We start from the raw sequence: 20306 nt of genomic DNA on the forward strand, positions 1-20306 counted from the left end.
TTCCCTCACCTTCGACGGCGCCGGCCCACGGGCACAAAGGATGGCCCCGGCGCAGTGCGCCGGGGCCATCCTTTCGCTGCGGGCTGTTACGGGCGACCGTAAGTCTCCAGCAGTCGCAGCCAGATCTCGCTGATCGTCGGGTACGAAGGCACCGCGTGCCACAGGCGCTCGATCGGCACTTCGCCGACGATCGCGATCGTGGCGGAGTGCAGCATCTCGGCCACGTCCTGACCGATGAACGTCGCGCCGACGACCACGTGGCGGTCTTCGTCGACGACGAGCTTGGCGCGTCCGGCGTACCCGTCGGCGTGGAGCTTCGCACCCGCTACCCAACCGAGGTCGTACTCGACGGCGCGGATGTTGATTCCCTGGGCCAGTGCGCGGGCTTCGGTGAGTCCGACGCTGGCGACCTCGGGGTCGGTGAACACGACGTGCGGTACCGCCTGGTGATCGGCGGTGGCCGCGTGAGCGCCCCACGGCTCGTCCTGCACGGGTCTGCCCTGGATGCGGGCCGCGATGGCCTCGCCTGCAGCGCGCGCCTGATACTTCCCCTGGTGGGTCAGCAGTGCACGGCCGTTGACGTCGCCGACCCCGTACAGCCAGTCCGTGCCCTCTACGAGCATCGTGTCATCCACCGGCAGCGCCTGGCCTGGGGCGATTCCCACGGTCTCGAGCCCCACGTCGGCCGTGTTCGGTCGGCGCCCGGTCGAGACGAGGATCTCATCGGCCTCGATCGTGGTGCCGTCCGCGAGCTTCACGGTGATGGTGCCGTCCCCGTTGCGGTCGACGCGCTCCGGGCCGATGCCCACCCGCACGTCCACGCCGTCCTCGGCCAGCGCCTTGGCCAGATGCTCGCCGACGAACGGCTCCTCCTGCTCGAGGAGCGGCGTTCGAGAGATCACGGTGACTTCCGAGCCGAGGGAGCGGAATGCGAAGGCGAGCTCGGTGCCGGCCACGCCGCCGCCGATGACGACGAGGCGTCCCGGCACGTGGTCGGCCGCCGTCGCCTCGCGAGTCCCCCACGGCGAAACGGCCTCGAGCCCAGGGATGGGCGGGACGAAGGGCACCGATCCTGTGGCGACTGCGACGGCCTTCGCGCGATAGGTCCGATTGCCGACCTGCACCTCCTGCGCGCCCACCAGGCGGCCGTGACCGCGGATGAGGTCGATTCCGGCGGAGTCGAGCCAGCTCACCTGACCGTCGTCTTTCCAGTCCTCGGTGAAGGCGTTGCGGCGTGCCAGAACCGCCGCGACATCCAGCGGACGGGTGACGGCTTCGCGGGCACCGGCGAGGCGCTGGACCGCGCGCAGGGCCTGGCCGCTGCGCAGGAGCGCCTTCGAGGGCATGCACGCCCAGTATGAGCACTCGCCGCCCACGAGTTCGGCCTCGACGATCGCCACACTGACCCCGCGCTTGAGCGCGTAGTCCGCGACGTTCTCGCCAACCGGGCCGGCCCCGACGACGATCAGGTCGTAGTCGAAGGTCTCGCCGCTCATGACTTGCGTCCTAGCAGGATGCTCAAGCGGATGGCCGAGATGAGGAACAGGATGGCTCCGATGATCGCGTATCCGCCGACGACGGCCAGGGTGGCAGCGCCTGCCGCGCCCATCGCGACGAAGGCGCCACCGGCGAGGACCGACGCGGCGCCGCTGATCATGAGCGGCACCTGACCGCCGGCGCGGCGACGCAGGATGGCGACGATGAACTGCAGGAGACCGGAGACGATGGCCCACACGCCCCACGTGACGAGGGCGGCGGACGTGGAGACGGTGGATGCCAACGCCAGGGCGATACCCGCCACAACGCTCAGGACGACGTTGGTCCACTCCGCGATCCGCGGCGAGCTCGAACGCCCCTCGGAGCGGATCTGGTACAGCACCGAGCCGGCATCGAACAGCGGGTAGATGAGCAGCCATACGGTCAGGAAGGGACTCGGGCTGCCGCCGGTGATGATGAGCGCCACGGCCCAGACGACGGCGAAGGCGAAGCGGGTGAAGTAGAGGCGCCGCAGGGCGCTGCTGAGGCCGGAAGCGGCCCGACTTTCGGTGGTCATGTTGCTTCTTTCAGAGAGGGAATGAGTGATGAACGACTGGTAGAGTTACTAGTACGTCTACAGGGTGACTGTAAACTATCACTACCGCGGGGGCAAGCTCGCACGACAAATCAGGAGCAGACGTGAATGCCGACACCAGCCAGACCGGCAAGCGCCCGCCGTCTGGGCAAGACACGCGCTCGCGCATCCTCGACGCCGCGCGCGACTTGTTCTATTCGCAGGGCATCCGTGCCACCAGCGCCGATCGCATCATCGAAGAGGTCGGCATCACTAAGGTGACCTTCTACCGGCACTTCCGCACAAAGGGCCAGCTCGTGGTCGCCTATCTCGAGCAGCAGGCTGCGGCTGAACGCCAGATGCTGGAGGACCACCGTCATGAGGGCGAGCCTGAGCGGTCGCTGCAGGACGTGGCAGCGCTGATCGGGGCGGCCAGCTGTCATCCCGGGTTCCGGGGTTGCGCGTTCATCAACGCGGCCGCCGAGTACTCCGACCCCGATGATCCGGTACGCACCACGGTCGACGCGCACCGCCGGTGGACCCTGGAGTATTTCGCCGCCATCGCCGCCGATGCGAGGGTGCAGGACGTGGACTCGGCTGCGCGGCAACTGATGCTCCTGCGTGACGGCGCGATGGTCAACGGCTATCTTGGCGAGCCGGAGGCGATCGCCGAGTCGCTCGGAGCCGCGTTCACGTCCATCGTCTCCGGTCTGCCCACGAAGGAAGCCGCAGGCAAGGGCGCAGACGTAGCCTCGTGAAGCACGAGACCCTGGTGCGACTGCCGGCAGGACCGGGACGCGATTCAGGAGCTGTTCGCGGCAGACATCGACGGGTACGTCCTCGGGAGCGACACGCTGCCGTGGACGGGGTGTCGCATCCGGAGGGGGCCGGGGGTCAGATGACGTCCGGCCTCTTCGCTCGGTAGGCGGGTCCCACGCCTAGAGGACCAGCCTGCCCGCGGTGACGTCTTCTGCCACGATGCTCAGTCGGGTCTGGGTGGATCGCGCGTGGGCGCGGATGAGTCGGAACGCGGCATCCATGTCGAGTCCGTGGCTCTGGGCGATGTATCCCTTGGCCTGTTCGATGATCACCCGGCTGTCGAGGGCCCGCTGCAGCTGGCCTTGCGCGACCACGGATTCCTCGACAAGTCGTTGCTGAAGGATGCTGATGGTGGCGATGTCGGCGAGGGTCTTGGCGGCAGCCGCGTCCGACGCGTTCAACTCTCCTACGCGGTCGCGGAAGAGGTTCAGGGAGCCGATGACGGAGTTGCGCAGTCGCATGGGGATGGCGTGCAGCGAGGCGAACCCGGAACGGCGGGCGTCGGCGGCGAACGCGGGCCAACGGGCGTCTATGTTGCCGAGATCTTCGACAGATACGACCTGTCCGGTGGAGATCGCCTCGACGCACGGCCCTTCGCCGGCGCGGACCTGCATCAATCCGACGAATTCGCTGCGCTCGCTCGTGGAGACCAGGACCTCGAGGTCTCCGCTCGGGCTGACGAGGAGGATTCCTGCGGCGGCGGCATCGAAGATGGCCGCGCACTCTTCTACCAGGAGCTGGAGGAGTTCGACGATGTCGAAGTCGTCGATGAGCGAGTCCGCCAGCGTGCCCACTGTCTGAAGCAACTGATCTTCCCGTGTGCTCATAGTTGAGTGTAGGCGCTCAAGGTCAGCGGTCGAAGGCCAGTCGCCGCGCAACGACGTCGGCGGCGACCTCGCTCACCGTACGGCCGGAGGAGAACGCGCGACCCCGCAGCACGAGCAGCGCGTCGTCCAACCCGATCGACAGCTGCGCAGCGACCATCCCGGTCGCCTGGTGCACCTCTCGTCGCGAGTGCGGGCCGGCAGCGACGCCGGCATCGACATTGTGGACCTCGTCCAGGGCGCGTCGCAGCAGGTGCCGGGAAGCGACCTCCGCGAGCACCGTCACATCGCTGACCGCTTGCCGGGACAGTCGCCCAGGTTGCTCAGAGTAGAGGTCGACCACCCCGACACTGAGCTCTCCGACGAACAGGGGGAACGCGTATACCGCTCCGATGGGAAGCGCGCGCATCGCCTCTCTCGCACCGGGCCATTGCGTGCCGCCGCCGCGCTGCAGGTCCGGCTCGAGGATGGGGCGGCGCGTGCGCAGAGCATCCCAGCAGGGGCCTTCGCCCAGATCGATCTGAATCTCGTCGATCCTCGCGGCCACGCCGTCGCTGGCACACACGGTTTGACTACCGAGCGGTCGGCCGAGGGTGGAGATGACGGCGCCGGTCACATCCGCAGCATCCACAAACGGTCCACACAGATCATCAGCGTGGCCCGCGCCGGTGAGACGCGTGAGGGCCTCGGCGAAGACCTCACGATCGTCGCCCGGTAGAGACTTAGCCATGGATACCACCCGTCCTCGTCAGAATGACTTGGCGCAGGGTCTTGGTGCCGTCACCGTCACAGTAACACCCCCACCCCTCATCCTCCTGAGAGGTGTTACCAGAGATTGCCAGAGGACAAGGTCCCGCGTCACCGCCCGGGCTCTGCCGCCCAGGGATTGCGAAGGATGGCCTCCGCGCGGTAGCTTCAAAGAAGTTGCCCCAGACCCCGGTCGACTCCATGTCATGGACGAGCACCAACGGACCGGGAAATCATAATGGGCACTCTGGAATACGTCACCGCTCAACACATCGCGGAGATCGACGACCGGACGCTGGCGCACTTGCAGATCGTGATCTGCAACAAGCTGCGCCGAGACGAACGATTCACCCTCACGCTCTCCCCCGCGGAAGGGGCAAGCGGCCCGAAGTCGGTGCTGTGGCTCACTTCGTCCCTTCCCCTGCGTTTCACCTACTCCTCGCCGGAGCCCCAGATCATCAACAGGGCGTGGCTGAATGTTCTCGCCGACGCCGCCTTCAGCAGCGCGGGTCTTCGGCTGATTCCCGAACCAGAATCGGGCACGCCCAGCTCGCGTCGCCCGGCTCGTCGTGAGGGCGTTTCCGCTTAGATCACGCGGCACGTCCGGTCGATGCGAGGGACGGGCTAAAGCCACCAGTCGATGTCCGGCATGTCGGCTCGGTCGCTGTCATCCGCGAGCAGCGGTGCTGCCGGGTTGATGTGCTCGATATGGATGGGCGTCACCGCGGTCACTAAGACCTCCGTGTACCCGGCGCCCTCACGGCCCAGCGCCACGTATGCAGCGCCTGATCGGACAGCGTCCAGTAGCTCCTGTCTCACCGTGTCTATGCCACCGTCGTCCGGCACGAAGTACCTGGCTCCGTCGATGACGACGTAGTGGTGAAAAACCATGGTTCACCCATCTGTTGGGTCGACAGTAGGCACCCGGCCACCCCCGTGTCCCTAGGGCATTGCCATGCCCGGAGGCGCGTGATACCGGCGGCCTGGCCGGGGGTGGGGCACTCCCGTCTCGGCCGTCCGCGCACCGCAGCTCGACCTCCCCGCGACGCTCGGCGCTCAGGGGCGGATGAGCACTTTCAGGGCTTCGCGGGAGTCCATCAAGCGGTACGCCTCGGCGATCTCGGCGAGAGGAAGCTCGCGGTCGAACACCTTGCCCGGGGCGATCGTGCCGTCCAGCACCTGAGGCAGAGCTGCCTCGATGTATGCACGGACGGTGGCAGGCCCGCCGGTCAGCGTCGCGTTCTTTCCGAACAGCGATGCGAAGCCCACGGGGGCCTCTTCATACTGTGGGACGCCGACGCGGGAGATGACGCCGCCGGGACGGACGATTCCGTACGCCTGTTCGTACGCCGGCATGTGCCCGACGGCCTCGAGGACAACGTGAACGCCTTCACCCCCGGTGAGATCGAGGACCTTCGCGACGCCCGCTCCTGCGCGTTCAGCGACGACGTGGGTAGCGCCGAACTCCCGTCCGAGCGAGGTGCGATCCTCATGGCGACCCATGAGGATGATCGTCTCCGCGCCGAGCTGCGTGGAGGCGAGGACGGCTGACAGGCCGACGGCGCCATCACCGATGACAGCAACGGTCTTCCCTGCGCGGACGCCACCCTTGTGCGCGGCGTGGTAACCGGTCAAGTAAACGTCGGCGAGCGTCAGCAGCGACGGCATGAGAGCTTCGTCGGTGCCTTCCGGGATCACGACGGCGGTGCCGTCCGCCTGCGGGACGAGCAGCTTCTCCGCCTGCATTGCCGAGGAGGCGCCGTCGAAGAAGCCGCCGTGCACGCAGGAGGTCGTCACACCGTCACGGCAGAAGGTGCAGGTGTTGTCGGACCAGGCGAACGGGACGATCACCGTGTCCCCAACGGCCAAGCGCGTGACCTCGGAACCGACCTCCTCGACCACCCCGATCGCCTCGTGTCCCATGCGGCGTCCCTCCGGCGTCTCCTTCAGGGAGTGATAGGGGTGCAGGTCCGATCCGCACACGCATGAGTAGGTCACACGAATGATCGCGTCGGTCGGCTCCTTGACGGCGGGGTCAGGGACTTCGGCAACGCGCACGTCGCCGGCGCTGTACATCAGGGTTGCTCGCATGAGCTTTCCTCTCTCAACGATGAGCGCAGTGCCCTCCAAGATGCGGAGGATCTTGCCCAGCGGGTGCGAGTGCCACGCGGTGCGGGTCCCGGGGCGAAGCGGACCAGCCCGACGATCAGCCTCAGCCCCTCGTCCTGGGGTGAGACGACCTGGTCGAGCCACGCGTCGGTCACGCGGCTAGTCCAGCCGGACCACACCCATTCAGGGAGCCCCTGGCGGTGGGTGTACTGACTGTGCATCCCCTGCACGTGAGGGCAGTCCTACTGTGGTTCCATGCACAATCAGGCGGAGGTGCGGGAGTTTTTCATGACCCGGCGCGCGTATCTCGCCCGCGGACACAGCGACGGCGGAATGGCCCCACGCGGGCGGCCTTTTCATCCATCCGTCGCCTCATCCCCCCGCGCGGAGGACACAGCATGACCTTCACCGAGCTTCTCGCCGCCCTCGACGCCGGCGAGACCATCATCGGCGGCTCGGCCGCGCACGCGGTGATGATCGAAACCAGCCAGGAAGCGCTCCGCATCGCGGGTGAGCTCAACACGGGGTACCACGAACCGACGCGGGTGAGGGAACTCCTCGCACAGCTCATCGGGCGCCCCGTCGATGATTCCGTCACATTGTTCCCGCCCTTCACCGCGGACTTCGGTAAGAACATCTCGCTCGGGCAGCGCATCTTCATCAACTCCGGCTGCCGGTTTCAAGACCAAGGCGGAATCACGATCGGCGACGACTGCCTCATCGGCCACAACGCCGTGATCGCCACCCTCCAGCACGACATCCATCCCGCCCGACGCGGCGACCTCATCCCGTCGCCCGTGGTCATCGGGCGCAACGTCTGGCTGGGAGCGAACGTCACCGTGCTCCCCGGCGTCACCATCGGCGACGACGCCGTCATCGGCGCCGGATCCATCGTCACGAAGGACATTCCTCCCCGATCCATCGCTGTCGGATCGCCGGCCCGCGTGGTGCGCAGCATCAGCGAGTAGGGACCGCCACCCGAAACCGCCGCTCCGTCACCCATCGGGTGCGGTGAGAACGCACTGCGACGCGCTGGTCATGGCTGAATCGCGTCGTCCTCGGGCCCTGTTGGCCGATCCGCACGGGTGTCCATGTTCGCGAGCAGCTGCTGCGCAATCACGCTGGCGCGACTGAGGACATCGATTTGAGCCGGGTTGTAGAGCGCGACGATCGACTCGACGAAGATCTGCTGGGTGGCCGTCGGGCTACGGGAGAGGTGCGCACCCGGGTCGCTCAGCCAGGCATAGTCGGCGAGGTGCCGCGCCAAGGTGGGTGCGTACCTCTCGGCGAGTTGTCGCCGGTCACTTTCGTCGGTGTCCGGTGCCAGAGCATCGAACGCCTCCGTCGCCTCGTCGCGTTCTGCCTCGACCATCCGCCGTAGGTCGGCCATCGCCTCCTGGTCGTACAGCTGCGCGTAGATGAGGATGAGGGCGCGGTCAGCGCTGGACAATCGGGCGGCGACATCTTCGAAACCGCGTGGCACGTCTGTCGCGGAGGACCCCTGACGGATCGCTCCGATCTCCGCTCGCGCACGCTGCAGCCGTTCGATGCTCGTAGCCAGGTCCGCATCGATCGCCGCGAGTGCCTCCGCCGACGTGTGACCGTCTCCACGAACCTGCTCGATCTTTTCGAGTGGCACGCCGAGTTCCCGCAGGCGCCGAATCTGCAGAAGCCGCACGAGGTGCCGCACCTGGTACTGCTTGTAGCCGTTCGGCATTCGGTCCGGCTCGTCGAGGATGCCGACCCGATGGTAGTGCCGCACCGTGTTGACGGTGGTGCCGGCGAGACTCGCGACCTCTCGTGTGCTCCATGCCATGCGGTCGATCTCTCCCTCTCTCGGCGTCGGTCCCAGCGGTGCGTTCCACGGTTGAGAGCCGGGCCTATTCAATGCCGTGTGCCGGGCACAGGGTCAAGCCCGGTGGCTGAAAGGCGCGCGCCGACCGTTGTGGCCCGACCCGGGAATGGCTCGCGTGCCGTGGCGTCGCCACGTGCGACACCAGATCAAAAGACGCGGCAGGACACGGCTTGACGTTGTTCTGAGAACACGGTTTCTACTGAGGGCCGAATCGAATATGGCTCGATTCCACGATCCGCTCAAGAATGCCCCCCGAACCGAATCCCTTTCGGGGCCAGCAACTCTGAGCAACACGGAGAAGAACCAGTGACCCGGAAAAAGACGGTGAAGCCCGGAGACGGACACGCGCTGCCGCCCTTTCGCTGGTGGCAGCTGTTCTCGCGCTCCCTTTTTCATCTGTATCTCGCCGGCGAGGGGGGCGCGCGGGACACGTGGTCCATCGACTTCCGGCGCGGGGGCGATTCGGACGGCGAGCTGCGCGCGCGGCTTTACCGCGACGGTGCCCACCAAGCCACGTCCAAGCTCCCCGCAGCGTTCCCGGTGCCGGGTGGCACCATCGAAGTCGCTGCCAGCGGCTTCGGACTCAAACGCTGCCACTACGTGACGCACGACGGGGCGCAATGGCAGCTCACGCCCGATCCGGCCTCAGCCGAGGGGCGGCGTGCGCGTCTTGAACGGACGAACCCGGCGCTGAGCCGAGCGCTGGGTATCGCGTCGGTGAGCGTACTCGCGGTCGCCCTCGTGCTCGGGGTTCCACAGGTCATCGAGCAGATCACGCAGGTCCCGCTCATCGCGGAGACTATCGGCACGTTCGCGAGCCCCTTCCGCCTTCCGATGTGGACGAACATCTTGCTTTTGGTTGCGACGCTCACGGCGAGCACCGAGCGTGCACTGCGGCTGCGCTACAACTGGCTCCTCGACGGCGGTCTCTTCGACGGCGGCGAGTAGAGAACCCGCACCGATGTGAAGGGCCTCGCCGCCCTATCGCCCCACAGGAGGCACGACATGTACCAACCACGACCCAGCGACATCGCCTTACCACCGACGGTATCCATCGATCTCAGTGATCTCGTCGTCGGGGCGCTCGAGGCCGCGATGTCCACGACGGAGCGCACGCACGAATCCCCGCGAGCGGCATGACCGTCCTCCTGCCATCGCCGATCAGCCGGCTTCCCGGACACCTGGGCGCTGCTGTCACGACTGTGGGGTGTGGACGCGCACCCGGCGCACCGGGCCGGCCCGGACACCGAACAACGCCGCATCGTGTCGAGGCAGCCGCATCCAAGAGTCCCCATACTGCGCAATAGGGAAGGGGGGAGAGCTTGCACTCGGTGGGCACTGTGTTGTAGGCACATGGTCAAGTGCGATTCGCTGACCCGGAATGACTATGCCCGTCACGAACTAGACTGACGTCTACGGGGGTAGCGGGTGCAGCTGTTCGGCCGGCGGGTAGAGCAAGACGCGCTCGATCGTGTCCTCGCAGACGCGCAAGCCGGCCGGAGCAGTGCTCTGTCGGCACGCGGCGAGGCGGGGATAGGGAAGTCCGCGCTCCTGGAGTACGCACGCGCCGCCGCCGGCGCGTTGGGGTTCCGAGTGGAACGCGCGATCGGCATGGAATCGGAAAGGCAATTCGCGTACGCCGCGCTGCACCAATTGTGTGCGCCTCTCCTGGAGTACGGCTCCGCGCTGGCTGAGCCGCAACGCGACGCACTCGCCATCGCCTTCGGTGGGAAGGCGGGTCCGCCGCCGGACCGGTTCCTCGTCGGTCTCGCCGTGCTGAATCTCCTGGCCGAGTGCGCGGAAGATCAGCCTCTCCTGTGTCTCGTCGACGACGCTCAATGGCTGGATCGGTCGTCGGCCGAGGTCATCGCCTTTGCGGCTCGCCGCGTGTCTGCCGAACGGATCGCCTTCGTCATCGCGGGCCGGGATGACGACCACACCGAGTCCGCCTTCTCCGGCATACCGGTCATGAGACTCACCGGACTCGCTGACCGCGACGCACAGGCGCTCCTTGATGCCGAGATCCGGACCCCCATCGACGACTCCGTGCGAGACCGCGTCATCGCGGAAGCGCACGGGAATCCCCTGGCGCTGCTGGAGTTGCCACGAATCGTCCGGCCCGCGATCCTGGCAAGCGGCTTCGATGTTCACGATCGGCCGGACATCCCACACCGTCTTGAAGAGGCCTTCCGGCGCCGCTCGAGAGCACTCCCGGTGGAGACGCAACGCATGCTCCTCGTCGCTGCGGCGGAGCCGACGGGAGACGTGACGTTGCTGTTCCGGGCAGCCTCACACCTCGGAATCGAACGGGCCGCCGCCTCCCCAGCGGAGGCCGCGGGCTTACTGAGCATCGACTCCGCGGTGCGGTTTCGGCATCCCTTGGTGCGGTCAGCGATCTACAGCGCTGCCACCGCGTCGGAACGTCGCCATGCCCATTCCGCACTGGCTGCGGTCACCGACACGCGCATCGATCCGGATCGCCGCGCGTGGCATCAAGGACAGGCGATCCTCGGTACAGACGAGGGAATCGCCATCGAGTTGGAGCGCGCCGGCCATCGCGCACTCGCGCGCGGCGGCATGGCGGCGGCGGCCGCGTTCATCCAGCGTGCGGCGGAACTCACCCCGGACCCCGCTCTCCGCACACAGCGCGCAATGCTGGCGGCACAGGCGAAATATGAGGCGGGCGCCGCGGATGAGGCATTGAAGCTGCTCGCGCTTGCGGCGCAGGGGCCACTGGACCCTTTGCAGTCTGCGCGCCTCACCCTCTTCAAAGCGCACATCACCTTCTATCTCGCGCAGGGCGGGAACGTTCCCGCGGAGTTCCTGGAAGCCGCGCACGCACTGGCGCCGCTCGACCGCGCGATGTCTCGGGAGACCTTCCTCCTCGCCCTCAACGCGTCCATGCTCATTGGTGCCGGTGATGGCGGGGATGTGCGAGACGTGGCCGAGGCAGCCCGAGCGGCGCCCCGGCCGCCGGAGCCGCCCAGGCCGGTGGACTTCCTGCTCGACGGGCTCGTGACGGCTTACACGCAGGGGTACTCCACCGGCGCGGGCGAGCTACGACGAGCGCTCACGTTGTTCTGCGATGAAGAGCTCGATCGGGACGTCGTTGGCCAGACAGACAGCGATCGCTGGCTGTGGCTCGCCAGCCGTACGGCCGTCGCGCTCTTCGAGGACGACCTGATGCACCGCCTGGCCGTTCGCAATGTCGCTTTCACGCGGGGGGCGGGGGCGCTGGCCACGCTTCATACCGCTCTGGTCGCTCATTCGGTCGCTCTCGCCCTGAGCGGCGAGTTCACTCGGTCCGCCGAACTCGTCGCTGAGAGCACGGCCATCGCTCGCGCGACGGGGGCTGTGCCGTTGCGCTTCGCCGATCTGTTGCTCGCATCCTGGCGCGGCCAGGAGGAAAAGACCACGGAGCTCTATCGGGCGAGCGTCCGGACCACGGCGGAGGGCAGGGGAGCGGAGGTCACGTTCGCACACCACGCTCGCCGTGCTGCACAACGCGACGGGAAACTTCGTGCCGGCGATGGCTGCGGCTCAGCACGCCGCGGAGTCCGATGAACTCGCGGTCGTCAGCCTCGCGTTACCGGAGCTGGTCGAAGCGGCCGCACGCGCAGGTCACCTCGAGGAAGCTCGAGCAGCGTACGAGCAACTGGCCGCGCGAGCCCGCGCGAGTGGCACGCAGTGGGCGCTCGGTCTGTCAGCACGTTCACAAGCTCTGATCACGCCGGGTGATGCCGCCGAGAACCAGTATCGCGAGGCAATCGAACGGCTGGCCGACTCACGCGTGGTGGGTCACCTCGCGCGTGCTCACCTGCTCTACGGTGAGTGGCTCCGGCGCGAAGGCCGTCGTCGCGGTGCCCGAGCACAGCTACGGACGGCACATGACATGCTGACCGACATGGGAGCGAGAGGTTTCGCCGAGCGCGCCGCCCGGGAACTGCGCGCCACGGGCGAGCACCCTCGTGCTCGCCACTCTGTGCCCCGTGCGGTACTCACGGAGCATGAGCTGCACATCGCGCGTCTTGTCGCGAGCGGCGCCACCTCACGGGAAGTGGCCGCGATGTTGTTCCTGAGTCCGCGAACGATCGAGGCTCACCTGCGGAGCATCTTCCGAAAGCTGGGTATCACCTCTCGCCGCCAACTCAAGGAGCTTCAACTCTGATTCGGGGCGTCGTCATCCCGCTCGTCCGCAACCTGTCGTGAGCCAGCGCGCCCGCGCGAGAGAGGACATCGAGTTGCGCCGAGTTGTACAGCTCGGTCATCGCCTCCAGCAGCGTCTCCTGGGCGACGTGCGCACTCTTGGACAGGTGGTGGGACGGGTCTTGCAGCCACGGGTAGTCGATGAGGTTTCGGGCGAGCGTGGGCGCGAGACCTTCTGCCAGGCGCTGCCGGGTCTCCTCATCCGCATCCGGTGGGAGCGCATTGATCTGATCCCCGACCGCGCCTTCATCGGCGTCGACCTCCACCATGCGCCGCAGATCCGCCATCGCATCCGCGTCGTACAACTGCGCGTAGATGTGGAGGATCGAGTTGTCCGATGGGGACAAACGCGTCGCGACTGACGCAAAGCCCGCCGGCGAATCGACTGGCGCATTCTCGCGAAGTAGCGTAGCGATGTCAGCACGCGCCCGCCGCAGACGCTCGATCTTCCTCTCCAGTTCGGAGTCCAACTCCGACAGGGCATCTGGTGTGCTCTCCCCACACGTGCGGAGCTGGTCGATGCAGGACAGCGGCACGCTCAGCTCCCCCAGACGGCGGATCCGCAGGAGCCTCACCAGGTCCCGTACCCCGTACTGCTTGTAACCGTTGTACCTGCGCCCGGGCTCGTTGAGGATGCCGAGTCGGTGGTAGTGGCGAACCGTGTTGACGGTCGTGCCCGCCAGTTCCGCCAATTCACGCGTACTCCAGGCGATCAACCGAACTCCTTCCGCCCCTTCACGCCCAGGAGCGTGCTGCCCAGCACCGCAGCCAGACTGACGCCCGCTGCGTACCGCGTGTCCTTCTCGCCGGCCGTGGCCGGTGGGTGGGCCAGCGGCGCCTCGCTCGGCGTGGGGTGCGTGGGAGCAGGTCCGTCGGACGGGGCTTGGATGGATTGTTCGATCATCGGTGGATCCGTTCTGGTGTGCGTCGCTCTTCGCGTACGTCTGGGCCGTGTCCCGTGAGCGCGTCCGGCCGACCAGCGGCGATGTCGATGTGATCGGCACCTGTCCGGCTCTGCAGACAGGATCACAGCGGGGGCGGATCTGCCGCGTCGGTAGAAGCCACGTAAGTGACCCTGATGGACTACCGAGCGGTTGTCCGCGCCGGCGCTCAGCTGACGTGGATGGTGGGGCGCCGCTTCGCGTTCGGCTCCGCTTCCCGCAACACCTCGCGGGTCACGGGCGCCACCTCGCCGGAGCCGACGAATAGGTACTTGAGCATGTTCGAGACCGGGTTGCCCTCGGTCCATTGGAAATACGCGGTCGGGATCACGCCGGTCTGATCACGGATCTGCAGGAGCACGGCGGCCAGCGTGTTGGGGATGTTGGCACTGTTCACGGTCAGCACGCGGTGGCCGAACCTGTCCACACCCTCGACGAGGAGTTCTTCCTCGAATTCGGACGGGTCGGTGGGGTGGACCTCGAGGAAGATGATCCGGGACCCTGCCGGGATGTGCGAGTACCGCCGCTCGGCGGCATCCTTACTGGAGTACTCCTCCGGGCTGCCGTCATCCGGTTCGTGGGCGACGATCCGTATCTCGCCCTCCTCCGCGTCGTCCTCGATGAAGGCCAGCGCAGTCCGGTCGAACGTGACGGTTGTTGCCCGGATCTCGAAGGAGCGACCGATCCGCGACACGGCAGAGATGACCATGATCCCGACGATGAACAGCCCAGCGATACGGATGCCGTCGGGTCGTTCGATGATGTTCGCCACCGTCGTGTAGACGAAGACGAGGGCGATGATGCCGAATCCGATGGTGGCGGGACGCTGCTTCCTCCGCCGTGCGGAGAGGGTGACGGCGACGGACGCAGAAGTGATCAGGACCAGCACCCCGGTCGCGTATGCGCCCCCCTGCGCGTCGACGTCCGCCTCGAAGACGATCGTGATCAGGAAGGCGATCGCGGTGAACACCAGTACCAGCGGGCGGACCGCGCGCGCCCAGTGCGGAGCCATCCCGTACCGCGGCAGATAGCGGGGCACGAGATTCAGCAGGCCTGCCATCGCGGAGGCGCCGGCGAACCAGAGGATGCAGATCGTACTGATGTCGTAGAGGGTCCCGAACCCGTCGCCGAGGAACGCGTGCGCAAGATATGCCAGAGCTCTACCGTTGGCGCTGCCGCCCGGCTGAAACTCTCCCTGCGGAATGAGCAGCGTTGTCACGAAGCTGGAGCTGATCAAGAAGGCGCTCATGATGATGGCAGCCGTTGTCAGAAGGCGTCCTGCCCCGCGGATCCTCCCCGCGGGGTTCTGCGCCGTGTCGTGGGCGTCCCCCCGGATCTGAGGCATCACGGCGACGCCGGTCTCGAACCCCGACAGTCCCAGGGCGAGCCTCGGGAAGACAAGCAGGGCGATGCCGATCATCAGCCAGGGGCTGCCGTTCTGGGTGTTCAGTGCTGCCCACCAGTCGGTCACCACCAGGGGGGCTTGGGCCACGTGCGCGAGGGAGACCAGGATGACGACGAGGTTCAGGGCCAGAAAGACGGCGACCAGGACAACGGCGATGCCGATCGCTTCACGGAAGCCTTTGAGGAACACGAGGGCCAGGAGCGTGACCAGGAAGAGCGTGATCGCCACCTCGTTGCCCTCGAACCACTCGGGCGCGAAGGGGTTCTCCACCGCGTGCGCGGTGGCATCGGCGGCCGAGAGGGTGATCGTGATCATGAAGTCGGTCGCGGCAAAGCCGAGCAGAACCAGGACGAACACCTTGCCCGCCCACCACGGCAGCAGATGCTCGAGCATCGCGATCGAACCCGACCCGTTGAAACTCTCCCGCGCCACGCGGCGATACACCGGCAGCGCACCGAGCAAGGTGAGCAGCACCAGCACGATCGTCGCCAACGGAGACAGCAACCCGGCCGCCAGCGCCGCGATCGCCGGCTGGTACCCGAGGGTGGAGAAGTAGTCCACCCCCGTCAGGCACATCACCTGCCACCACGAGTGCGTCCGGCCCGTGGTCTGCGCGTGCGGACCTTGATGCCTGCCCTGGCCGTCGACAAGTCCCTCGAGCAGCCAGCGCCTTGCACGTGCCAGCCGGCCGGAGGGGATCTCCGGCGGCAATCGCTCCAGGGAAGACTCAGACATCCGACCTCAGGTCCATTCGCACGGGTCGTCGACCGGGTCCCGACCGACAACCGATTATGGCAGCGGCGTTCCCTTGCCGACATGCCTCAACCGCGAGCGCGGGTACGTGTGCCGGGTGCCACAGCCCGGTGAGGGCCGGGGTCCAGATTCGAAGAAGTGAGCGTACGAAACCGTGTCAGGTGGACCGGGGGGCGTCAGCCGTAGAGGATGCCGTCACTTGGCCTCTCGGCCTGCTGTGGCTCGCTGATGATGTAGAGGCCGGTCGGGGAGTTCGCCGCGCTGGTGAGCACTTCGAGCCACGCGCGGTTGATCTGGGGCTGGCGGTTTCCGCTGAACTTGAAAGTCAGCGAGGCTCCGGGGTGAATCCACAGGGATGTGCGGCCGCTGCCGAGGCTGACATCGTCTTTCCACGTGAAGAAGAACGGCTCCGCTCGACGGAGCTTGGTACCGATGACGATCTGAAGGTGAGCGAGCAGCCGATCATCGAAGGTGGCGCTGACCTGAGTGTTGTAGGAGAACTTGCCCATTCTGGCTCCTGCTCTACCGCGCGCGGCTGCGCGCTCTGTCTACGTATTCGATCGCGCGTGCGGGCACGAGGCGCGGCTTCTCAGAGATCGAAGAAGCCGCCGTAGGGAGTCTCGTCGTCGCCCGTGTCGCGCGAGTCGAATTGGACCGTTTGGACGGACATGACGATCTCCGTGCGCGGCGAGACGAGAACCGACACTGACCGGTTCCCGACCACGACGAACTCGACGAAGCGCCCCCCGTCGCGAGCGGCTTCCTCCATCTCGCGGCGCAACTCGTCGAGGTCCTGCCCCTGCGCGAGCAGGTAGCTCTCACCGTTGACCGTGAGTTCGGTCCTCACCATCGTTTCTGCTTCGGTCACCTCCGTAAGCTACGACATTGCCGACCAGGGTCGGCAGGGCTTGCGCCGCCGGGTCCCTCTGTGGGACGTCGAGTGGGGAACGCCTCGAACGCATCGGGGGGAAGGGTGGGCTGTCAACCCCTTCACGATTCTGTGTGTGAGCGGGCCACAGTGGGGCCCGTGAAGCACATCACCTTTGCCGATAAGTCGGTATTCGTCGACGACGAGACCGCCGATTGCCTGACCGAGTATGCCGCGCTCCTCGGGACGGAGAACATCGCCGACACCGTGACGGTCAATGTGTTGAGCCGAGACGGCAACGAGACGGAAGCGACATTCGTGCTCAACGGGGCCAGCAATCTGATCTCCGAGTCCACCAACTCCCGCGCCCAGATGGCTGACAACGGGCAGGCCCTGGAGTACATGAGGAACCAAATCAACCGCCTCCGTAACCCGCCCTCACCGCGATACGACGAGGGACCGCACATCGTCGATCTGGACGACGACCAGATCGCTTGAGGGCTGACGCCCGCCCCCGAAGTCAGGTCAGACGTGACGCGACCCATCCCACGTCCTGCGGACCTGGAGGCGTAGGCTCACGTCATCCGGGAGCGGCGCACGTTTGCGCGTGCATCTGAGACGGGTACAGGTATCGAACGGGGGAGCATGGGCCACTTGATTTATGGCGTGGCGCCCGCCATCGGCATCGAGGACTGGGGGCTTCGGCATCTTCAGTCCGTCATGCTCACACGGCTGCGGCGTAACGAGAGCTTCAGCTTCAGCTGGGACGACGAACAGGACGTCGACGGGGATGCCGCTGTCCCCGAAACCGGGCTCCACGGCACCGTGTGGATATCGCGGAGTTCGTCCCTGTACTTTAGTTACGACCGACCGCTGGATCGACCGCTGAACCGGCGATGGCTCGCACTCCTGGCCGACTCCGCGAACAGCACGCAAGGTCTCCGGCTCATCCCAGAGCCCCCCAACGACGCACCGACCCGCGCGTAGCGCGGCGCCTTCCTTGCCGATGGTCCGACATCGCGCCGGCGGGCCGGAGCGGATGCAGCGCCGTTACATGTACTCGTAGTCGCTGATCGCCGGGAACGGGAAGGAGACGTCGCCGGTGTCGCGGCTGTCCTGATCCTCGTCTTCGACAATCTCGGACGTGAACAGGACCGCGACGCCGGGAGAGACCAGGACGGACACTTCCCGGTTGCCGTAGACGACGAGGTCCACGAGGTCGCCGTTGGCGCGGAGCGCGGCGACTGTGGCGGCCTTGACGATCTCGATGTCGTGGCCCTGGGCGAGGAGGAACCTGTCTTCGCCGATCTTCACCGTGTCGCGTCTCATGCTCTGCCTCACCCTCGGATGAAAGTTCGCCAGGGAGTTCCGCGGCAAACCAATCCTGGCAATCTACGCCTCGGCGCCGTTGAGCGCGAGGATGCCGGGGAAGTGAACGCGCACCTTCAGAGCCGTCAAACGTGCCAACGCCACGGCGCTGGCGATCACCGCCAACATCACCGGCGCGAGCGACGAGCTCCTCATCGTGGTCACGGACGACGGCATCGGGGGTGCCGACCCCGCCGGCGGATCCGGGCTCACCGGCCTCATGGACAGGGTGGAGGCGGGGGGTGGAACGTTGTCGGTCGTCAGTCCCGTCGGCGGCGGAACGACCGTGACGGCGCGCCTTCCCGTTCCACCGCACATCGGGCGCGACGGGGTGAAGAAGGTCGGGACGGTCTATTCCTCGTCGTCGGGTTCGGCCAATTCGTCGACGGCCGTGATCAACGACTCGATCGCACTGAGCAGGTTGCGAAGCGCTTGCTGCTGCTCAAGGTCGTTCGGGAGTTGCTGGATGTCGAAGCTTGCAGCACTGGCGTACTTTCGAGCGTCTGCAAGCGCGGACTGTTCGCGGAAAGTCGACATCGTGTGCTCCTTGGGGTGGGCGTCGTGCGGGACGGGGAGGGTTTACACGATGAACACTGCCAGCTCCGGGTGTCGGCCGCATCAGTAATGTGACGCCGAGGGTGGGGATCCTCGTGCGGGCTCTTCACTCCTGCGTGCCCGCGGCGTCCAAGCCGAGGTGCCGGCGTAGCGCGCCGGAGATGTCGTCGAGATGGGCGAATTGCTCGGGGGTCAGCGCCTCGACGAACAGCTCGTGCACGGCGCGCAGATGTGGGACGGACCCTCTCCGGAACCTATCGCGGCCGAGTTCGGTGGCTGTCACGTCCACCCCGTGCACGTCGTCGGCGCAGGGGATCCTCCGGATCAGGTGGCGTTTCTCCATCCTGCCCAGGTGGTGCGACAGCCGACTGCGTTCCCATCCGACGAGCTCCGCCAGCTCCGACGACCGCACAGTCTGCTGCGGCGCCTCGCTCAGGGCGAGGAGCACACCGTAGTCGCCGGCCGACAGCGATGTCTCGTTCTGCAGGCGACTCCCCAGGCGCGTGCGAAGCACCTCCGAGGTCTCGATGTAGTCCCGCCAGATGCGCAACTGCTCCCGCGACGGCGTCTTCCGGTGTTGGGCCATCTCTTCTCCTCTGGGAATAGACATGTCAACACCTATGTTCTCTCATTGACACGTCAATCCGGGCGGCCGGTGACGAGAAAGGCGTTGACCATGGCAATGCAGATCGGGGACGTCGAGTTCGGACTGAACTCGTTCGGTGACATCGCCACCGACGGGGGACGGGTGATGTCGGATGCTGAGACGCTGCGGCTGCTCGTCGAGGAGGCGCAGCTCGCAGAGTCGGTCGGGATCGACGTGTTCAGCGTCGGTGAGCACTACCGGGAGGGCATGGTCGACTCGGCCACCCCGGTGATCCTGGCGGCGATCGCGCAGGGGACCTCGACCCTCGGTCTCGGTACCTCGGTGACCGTCCTGTCGACGCAGGATCCCGTGCGGCTGTACCAGCAGTTCGCGACGGTCGACGGCCTGTCGGGGGGCCGCGCGCAGCTGGTGCTGGGCCGCGCATCGGCGATCGAGTCGTTCGCCCTGTTCGGATACGACATCGCGGAGTACGAGCAGATCTTCGAGGAGAAGCTCGACCTGTTCCTGCGGCTGATGCGTGAGGACCGTGTCTCGTGGACCGGTGACTACCGCGCTCCGCTGGAGAACGTGCGACTGCATCCTCGAATGCCCCAGGGAGGAATCCCTACGTGGATCGGGATCGGCGGAAGCCCCGACTCCGTCATTCGTGCGGCCCGCCACGGCCTTCCGCTCATGATGGCGATCATCGGTGGACGTCCGGAGCGCTTTGCCGGGCATGCCGAGCTGTATCTGCGTGCGCTCGCCCAGTTCGGGCGCCCGGAACTCCCGATCGGTCAGCACTCCCTCGGTTTCATCGCCGACAGTGACGAGGAGGCGAAGAACATGCACTGGACGTACTGGCAGCCGGTCGTGGCTGCGCTCAATGAGGAGCGAGGCTTCTACCCCCCTACCGCCGAGAGGTACGAGACGGAGGTCGGTCGTGGAGCGCTGTATGTCGGATCGCCCGAAACGGTGGCGCAGAAGATCGCGGGCATCGTCCGTACCAACCACCTGTCGCGCTTCGACCTGAAGTACGACGTGCTGCATATGCCGCGGGAAGCGCGTGAGCACAGCATCAGCCTGTTCGGCGAACGTGTCGTCCCTCGGGTGCGCGAGTTGCTCCACGAGGATCCCGGCAACTGGCGCCTCACCGGGCGTGCCACGGCCGAAATCATCAAGGGCGGCAAAGCCGCCCATGCCTGACATTCACGAAAGGAAAG

General features: G+C 66.7%; 26 protein-coding genes. 10 read left to right on the forward strand and 16 right to left on the reverse strand.

The window, feature by feature from the left end:
• Positions 1 to 86: 86 nt before the first annotated feature.
• On the reverse strand, positions 87 to 1496 hold the full coding sequence (locus AC4FS1_RS14660; protein ID WP_491156336.1) for a dihydrolipoyl dehydrogenase family protein: 1410 nt from the start codon (positions 1494 to 1496) through the stop codon (positions 87 to 89).
• Positions 1493 to 2053, reverse strand: coding sequence for a DUF308 domain-containing protein (locus tag AC4FS1_RS14665; RefSeq protein ID WP_491156337.1), 561 nt, complete (start codon positions 2051 to 2053; stop codon positions 1493 to 1495). The genes AC4FS1_RS14660 and AC4FS1_RS14665 overlap by 4 nt, the downstream gene beginning before the upstream one ends.
• A 122-nt stretch (positions 2054 to 2175) precedes the next feature.
• Between AC4FS1_RS14665 and AC4FS1_RS14670 the strand changes: the two genes are divergently transcribed.
• Complete coding sequence (locus tag AC4FS1_RS14670; RefSeq protein WP_491156339.1) at positions 2176 to 2808, forward strand: TetR/AcrR family transcriptional regulator; 633 nt, start codon at positions 2176 to 2178, stop codon at positions 2806 to 2808.
• Between the two features lie 180 nt (positions 2809 to 2988).
• Here AC4FS1_RS14670 and AC4FS1_RS14675 read toward each other — a convergent pair whose 3' ends face one another.
• Entirely contained in the window at positions 2989 to 3696 is a 708-nt protein-coding gene (locus tag AC4FS1_RS14675) for a GAF and ANTAR domain-containing protein (protein WP_491156341.1), read from the reverse strand.
• Positions 3697 to 3718: 22 nt separating this feature from the next.
• Positions 3719 to 4423 (reverse strand): GAF and ANTAR domain-containing protein, encoded by a 705-nt coding sequence (locus AC4FS1_RS14680; RefSeq protein WP_491156342.1) that lies wholly within the window; start codon positions 4421 to 4423, stop codon positions 3719 to 3721.
• Between the two features lie 255 nt (positions 4424 to 4678).
• On the opposite strand from AC4FS1_RS14680, the gene AC4FS1_RS14685 reads away from it, so the two are divergent.
• Positions 4679 to 5029, forward strand: a complete 351-nt coding sequence (locus AC4FS1_RS14685; protein ID WP_491156344.1) for a DUF7882 family protein — start codon at positions 4679 to 4681, stop codon at positions 5027 to 5029.
• Positions 5030 to 5064: 35 nt separating this feature from the next.
• Here the strand turns inward: AC4FS1_RS14685 and AC4FS1_RS14690 are convergent, their stop codons facing one another.
• Positions 5065 to 5331 carry a hypothetical protein gene (locus AC4FS1_RS14690; protein WP_491156345.1) on the reverse strand — a complete coding sequence of 89 codons (267 nt, stop codon included), beginning with the start codon at positions 5329 to 5331 and terminating at the stop codon, positions 5065 to 5067.
• 165 nt (positions 5332 to 5496) lie between these two features.
• Positions 5497 to 6531 carry a zinc-binding dehydrogenase gene (locus AC4FS1_RS14695; RefSeq protein ID WP_491156347.1) on the reverse strand — a complete coding sequence of 345 codons (1035 nt, stop codon included), beginning with the start codon at positions 6529 to 6531 and terminating at the stop codon, positions 5497 to 5499.
• A 416-nt stretch (positions 6532 to 6947) separates the two neighbouring features.
• Between AC4FS1_RS14695 and AC4FS1_RS14700 the strand changes: the two genes are divergently transcribed.
• Complete coding sequence (locus tag AC4FS1_RS14700; protein ID WP_491156349.1) at positions 6948 to 7517, forward strand: sugar O-acetyltransferase; 570 nt, start codon at positions 6948 to 6950, stop codon at positions 7515 to 7517.
• A 68-nt stretch (positions 7518 to 7585) separates the two neighbouring features.
• On the opposite strand, the gene AC4FS1_RS14705 is transcribed toward AC4FS1_RS14700, so the two are convergent.
• Entirely contained in the window at positions 7586 to 8365 is a 780-nt protein-coding gene (locus tag AC4FS1_RS14705) for a MerR family transcriptional regulator (protein WP_491156351.1), read from the reverse strand.
• 345 nt (positions 8366 to 8710) lie between these two features.
• Here AC4FS1_RS14705 and AC4FS1_RS14710 point away from each other — a divergent pair, with 345 nt between their 5' ends.
• The 4 genes from AC4FS1_RS14710 to AC4FS1_RS14725 all read left to right on the forward strand — a co-directional run bounded on the left by AC4FS1_RS14710 (position 8711) and on the right by AC4FS1_RS14725 (position 12572).
• Positions 8711 to 9352, forward strand: a complete 642-nt coding sequence (locus tag AC4FS1_RS14710) for a hypothetical protein (protein ID WP_491156353.1) — start codon at positions 8711 to 8713, stop codon at positions 9350 to 9352.
• Between the two features lie 57 nt (positions 9353 to 9409).
• Complete coding sequence (locus AC4FS1_RS14715) at positions 9410 to 9544, forward strand: hypothetical protein (protein WP_491156355.1); 135 nt, start codon at positions 9410 to 9412, stop codon at positions 9542 to 9544.
• A 288-nt stretch (positions 9545 to 9832) separates the two neighbouring features.
• Positions 9833 to 11968, forward strand: coding sequence for an AAA family ATPase (locus AC4FS1_RS14720; RefSeq protein WP_491156357.1), 2136 nt, complete (start codon positions 9833 to 9835; stop codon positions 11966 to 11968).
• Positions 11934 to 12572 (forward strand): helix-turn-helix transcriptional regulator, encoded by a 639-nt coding sequence (locus tag AC4FS1_RS14725; protein WP_491156359.1) that lies wholly within the window; start codon positions 11934 to 11936, stop codon positions 12570 to 12572. The genes AC4FS1_RS14720 and AC4FS1_RS14725 overlap by 35 nt, the downstream gene beginning before the upstream one ends.
• On the opposite strand, the gene AC4FS1_RS14730 is transcribed toward AC4FS1_RS14725, so the two are convergent.
• The 5 genes from AC4FS1_RS14730 to AC4FS1_RS14750 form a co-directional block, all read right to left on the reverse strand.
• Positions 12553 to 13326 carry a MerR family transcriptional regulator gene (locus AC4FS1_RS14730; RefSeq protein ID WP_491156361.1) on the reverse strand — a complete coding sequence of 258 codons (774 nt, stop codon included), beginning with the start codon at positions 13324 to 13326 and terminating at the stop codon, positions 12553 to 12555. The genes AC4FS1_RS14725 and AC4FS1_RS14730 overlap by 20 nt on opposite strands.
• The gene (locus AC4FS1_RS14735) at positions 13323 to 13514 is read right to left on the reverse strand and encodes a hypothetical protein (protein ID WP_491156363.1); all 192 of its coding nucleotides are present in this window, start codon (positions 13512 to 13514) and stop codon (positions 13323 to 13325) included. The genes AC4FS1_RS14730 and AC4FS1_RS14735 overlap by 4 nt, the downstream gene beginning before the upstream one ends.
• A 206-nt stretch (positions 13515 to 13720) precedes the next feature.
• On the reverse strand, positions 13721 to 15691 hold the full coding sequence (locus AC4FS1_RS14740; protein WP_491156365.1) for an APC family permease: 1971 nt from the start codon (positions 15689 to 15691) through the stop codon (positions 13721 to 13723).
• Positions 15692 to 15885: 194 nt separating this feature from the next.
• Entirely contained in the window at positions 15886 to 16218 is a 333-nt protein-coding gene (locus AC4FS1_RS14745) for a DUF7882 family protein (protein ID WP_491156367.1), read from the reverse strand.
• Positions 16219 to 16298: 80 nt separating this feature from the next.
• The gene (locus tag AC4FS1_RS14750) at positions 16299 to 16577 is read right to left on the reverse strand and encodes a hypothetical protein (RefSeq protein ID WP_491156368.1); all 279 of its coding nucleotides are present in this window, start codon (positions 16575 to 16577) and stop codon (positions 16299 to 16301) included.
• A gap of 159 nt (positions 16578 to 16736) precedes the next feature.
• Here AC4FS1_RS14750 and AC4FS1_RS14755 point away from each other — a divergent pair, with 159 nt between their 5' ends.
• Together AC4FS1_RS14755 and AC4FS1_RS14760 are read left to right on the forward strand one after the other, a co-directional pair.
• The gene (locus tag AC4FS1_RS14755; protein ID WP_491156370.1) at positions 16737 to 17075 is read left to right on the forward strand and encodes a hypothetical protein; all 339 of its coding nucleotides are present in this window, start codon (positions 16737 to 16739) and stop codon (positions 17073 to 17075) included.
• Positions 17076 to 17222: 147 nt separating this feature from the next.
• Positions 17223 to 17564 (forward strand): DUF7882 family protein, encoded by a 342-nt coding sequence (locus AC4FS1_RS14760; protein WP_491156372.1) that lies wholly within the window; start codon positions 17223 to 17225, stop codon positions 17562 to 17564.
• A gap of 63 nt (positions 17565 to 17627) precedes the next feature.
• Here AC4FS1_RS14760 and AC4FS1_RS14765 read toward each other — a convergent pair whose 3' ends face one another.
• The 4 genes from AC4FS1_RS14765 to AC4FS1_RS14780 form a co-directional block, all read right to left on the reverse strand.
• Positions 17628 to 17906, reverse strand: coding sequence for a hypothetical protein (locus AC4FS1_RS14765; protein ID WP_491156373.1), 279 nt, complete (start codon positions 17904 to 17906; stop codon positions 17628 to 17630).
• A 63-nt stretch (positions 17907 to 17969) separates the two neighbouring features.
• The gene (locus AC4FS1_RS14770) at positions 17970 to 18110 is read right to left on the reverse strand and encodes a hypothetical protein (protein ID WP_491156375.1); all 141 of its coding nucleotides are present in this window, start codon (positions 18108 to 18110) and stop codon (positions 17970 to 17972) included.
• Positions 18111 to 18296: 186 nt separating this feature from the next.
• Positions 18297 to 18482: a hypothetical protein gene (locus AC4FS1_RS14775; RefSeq protein WP_491156376.1), complete on the reverse strand. Its 186-nt coding sequence runs from the start codon at positions 18480 to 18482 to the stop codon at positions 18297 to 18299.
• 124 nt (positions 18483 to 18606) lie between these two features.
• On the reverse strand, positions 18607 to 19086 hold the full coding sequence (locus AC4FS1_RS14780) for a MarR family winged helix-turn-helix transcriptional regulator (protein WP_491156378.1): 480 nt from the start codon (positions 19084 to 19086) through the stop codon (positions 18607 to 18609).
• A gap of 90 nt (positions 19087 to 19176) precedes the next feature.
• Between AC4FS1_RS14780 and AC4FS1_RS14785 the strand changes: the two genes are divergently transcribed.
• Positions 19177 to 20289 carry an LLM class flavin-dependent oxidoreductase gene (locus AC4FS1_RS14785; RefSeq protein ID WP_491156380.1) on the forward strand — a complete coding sequence of 371 codons (1113 nt, stop codon included), beginning with the start codon at positions 19177 to 19179 and terminating at the stop codon, positions 20287 to 20289.
• Positions 20290 to 20306: the final 17 nt, after the last annotated feature.

Source organism: Microbacterium sp. Z12_35 (assembly GCF_058310475.1).

Coding starts and splice junctions, on each gene's coding strand:
- AC4FS1_RS14660 (WP_491156336.1), bottom strand. CDS start 1,496: ATGAGCGGCGAGACCTTCGACTACGACCTGATCGTCGTCGGGGCCGGC.
- AC4FS1_RS14665 (WP_491156337.1), bottom strand. CDS start 2,053: ATGACCACCGAAAGTCGGGCCGCTTCCGGCCTCAGCAGCGCCCTGCGG.
- AC4FS1_RS14675 (WP_491156341.1), bottom strand. CDS start 3,696: ATGAGCACACGGGAAGATCAGTTGCTTCAGACAGTGGGCACGCTGGCG.
- AC4FS1_RS14680 (WP_491156342.1), bottom strand. CDS start 4,423: ATGGCTAAGTCTCTACCGGGCGACGATCGTGAGGTCTTCGCCGAGGCC.
- AC4FS1_RS14685 (WP_491156344.1), top strand. CDS start 4,679: ATGGGCACTCTGGAATACGTCACCGCTCAACACATCGCGGAGATCGAC.
- AC4FS1_RS14690 (WP_491156345.1), bottom strand. CDS start 5,331: ATGGTTTTTCACCACTACGTCGTCATCGACGGAGCCAGGTACTTCGTG.
- AC4FS1_RS14695 (WP_491156347.1), bottom strand. CDS start 6,531: ATGCGAGCAACCCTGATGTACAGCGCCGGCGACGTGCGCGTTGCCGAA.
- AC4FS1_RS14700 (WP_491156349.1), top strand. CDS start 6,948: ATGACCTTCACCGAGCTTCTCGCCGCCCTCGACGCCGGCGAGACCATC.
- AC4FS1_RS14705 (WP_491156351.1), bottom strand. CDS start 8,365: ATGGCATGGAGCACACGAGAGGTCGCGAGTCTCGCCGGCACCACCGTC.
- AC4FS1_RS14715 (WP_491156355.1), top strand. CDS start 9,410: ATGTACCAACCACGACCCAGCGACATCGCCTTACCACCGACGGTATCC.
- AC4FS1_RS14725 (WP_491156359.1), top strand. CDS start 11,934: ATGGCTGCGGCTCAGCACGCCGCGGAGTCCGATGAACTCGCGGTCGTC.
- AC4FS1_RS14735 (WP_491156363.1), bottom strand. CDS start 13,514: ATGATCGAACAATCCATCCAAGCCCCGTCCGACGGACCTGCTCCCACG.
- AC4FS1_RS14740 (WP_491156365.1), bottom strand. CDS start 15,691: ATGTCTGAGTCTTCCCTGGAGCGATTGCCGCCGGAGATCCCCTCCGGC.
- AC4FS1_RS14745 (WP_491156367.1), bottom strand. CDS start 16,218: ATGGGCAAGTTCTCCTACAACACTCAGGTCAGCGCCACCTTCGATGAT.
- AC4FS1_RS14760 (WP_491156372.1), top strand. CDS start 17,223: ATGGGCCACTTGATTTATGGCGTGGCGCCCGCCATCGGCATCGAGGAC.
- AC4FS1_RS14765 (WP_491156373.1), bottom strand. CDS start 17,906: ATGAGACGCGACACGGTGAAGATCGGCGAAGACAGGTTCCTCCTCGCC.
- AC4FS1_RS14775 (WP_491156376.1), bottom strand. CDS start 18,482: ATGTCGACTTTCCGCGAACAGTCCGCGCTTGCAGACGCTCGAAAGTAC.
- AC4FS1_RS14780 (WP_491156378.1), bottom strand. CDS start 19,086: ATGGCCCAACACCGGAAGACGCCGTCGCGGGAGCAGTTGCGCATCTGG.
- AC4FS1_RS14785 (WP_491156380.1), top strand. CDS start 19,177: ATGGCAATGCAGATCGGGGACGTCGAGTTCGGACTGAACTCGTTCGGT.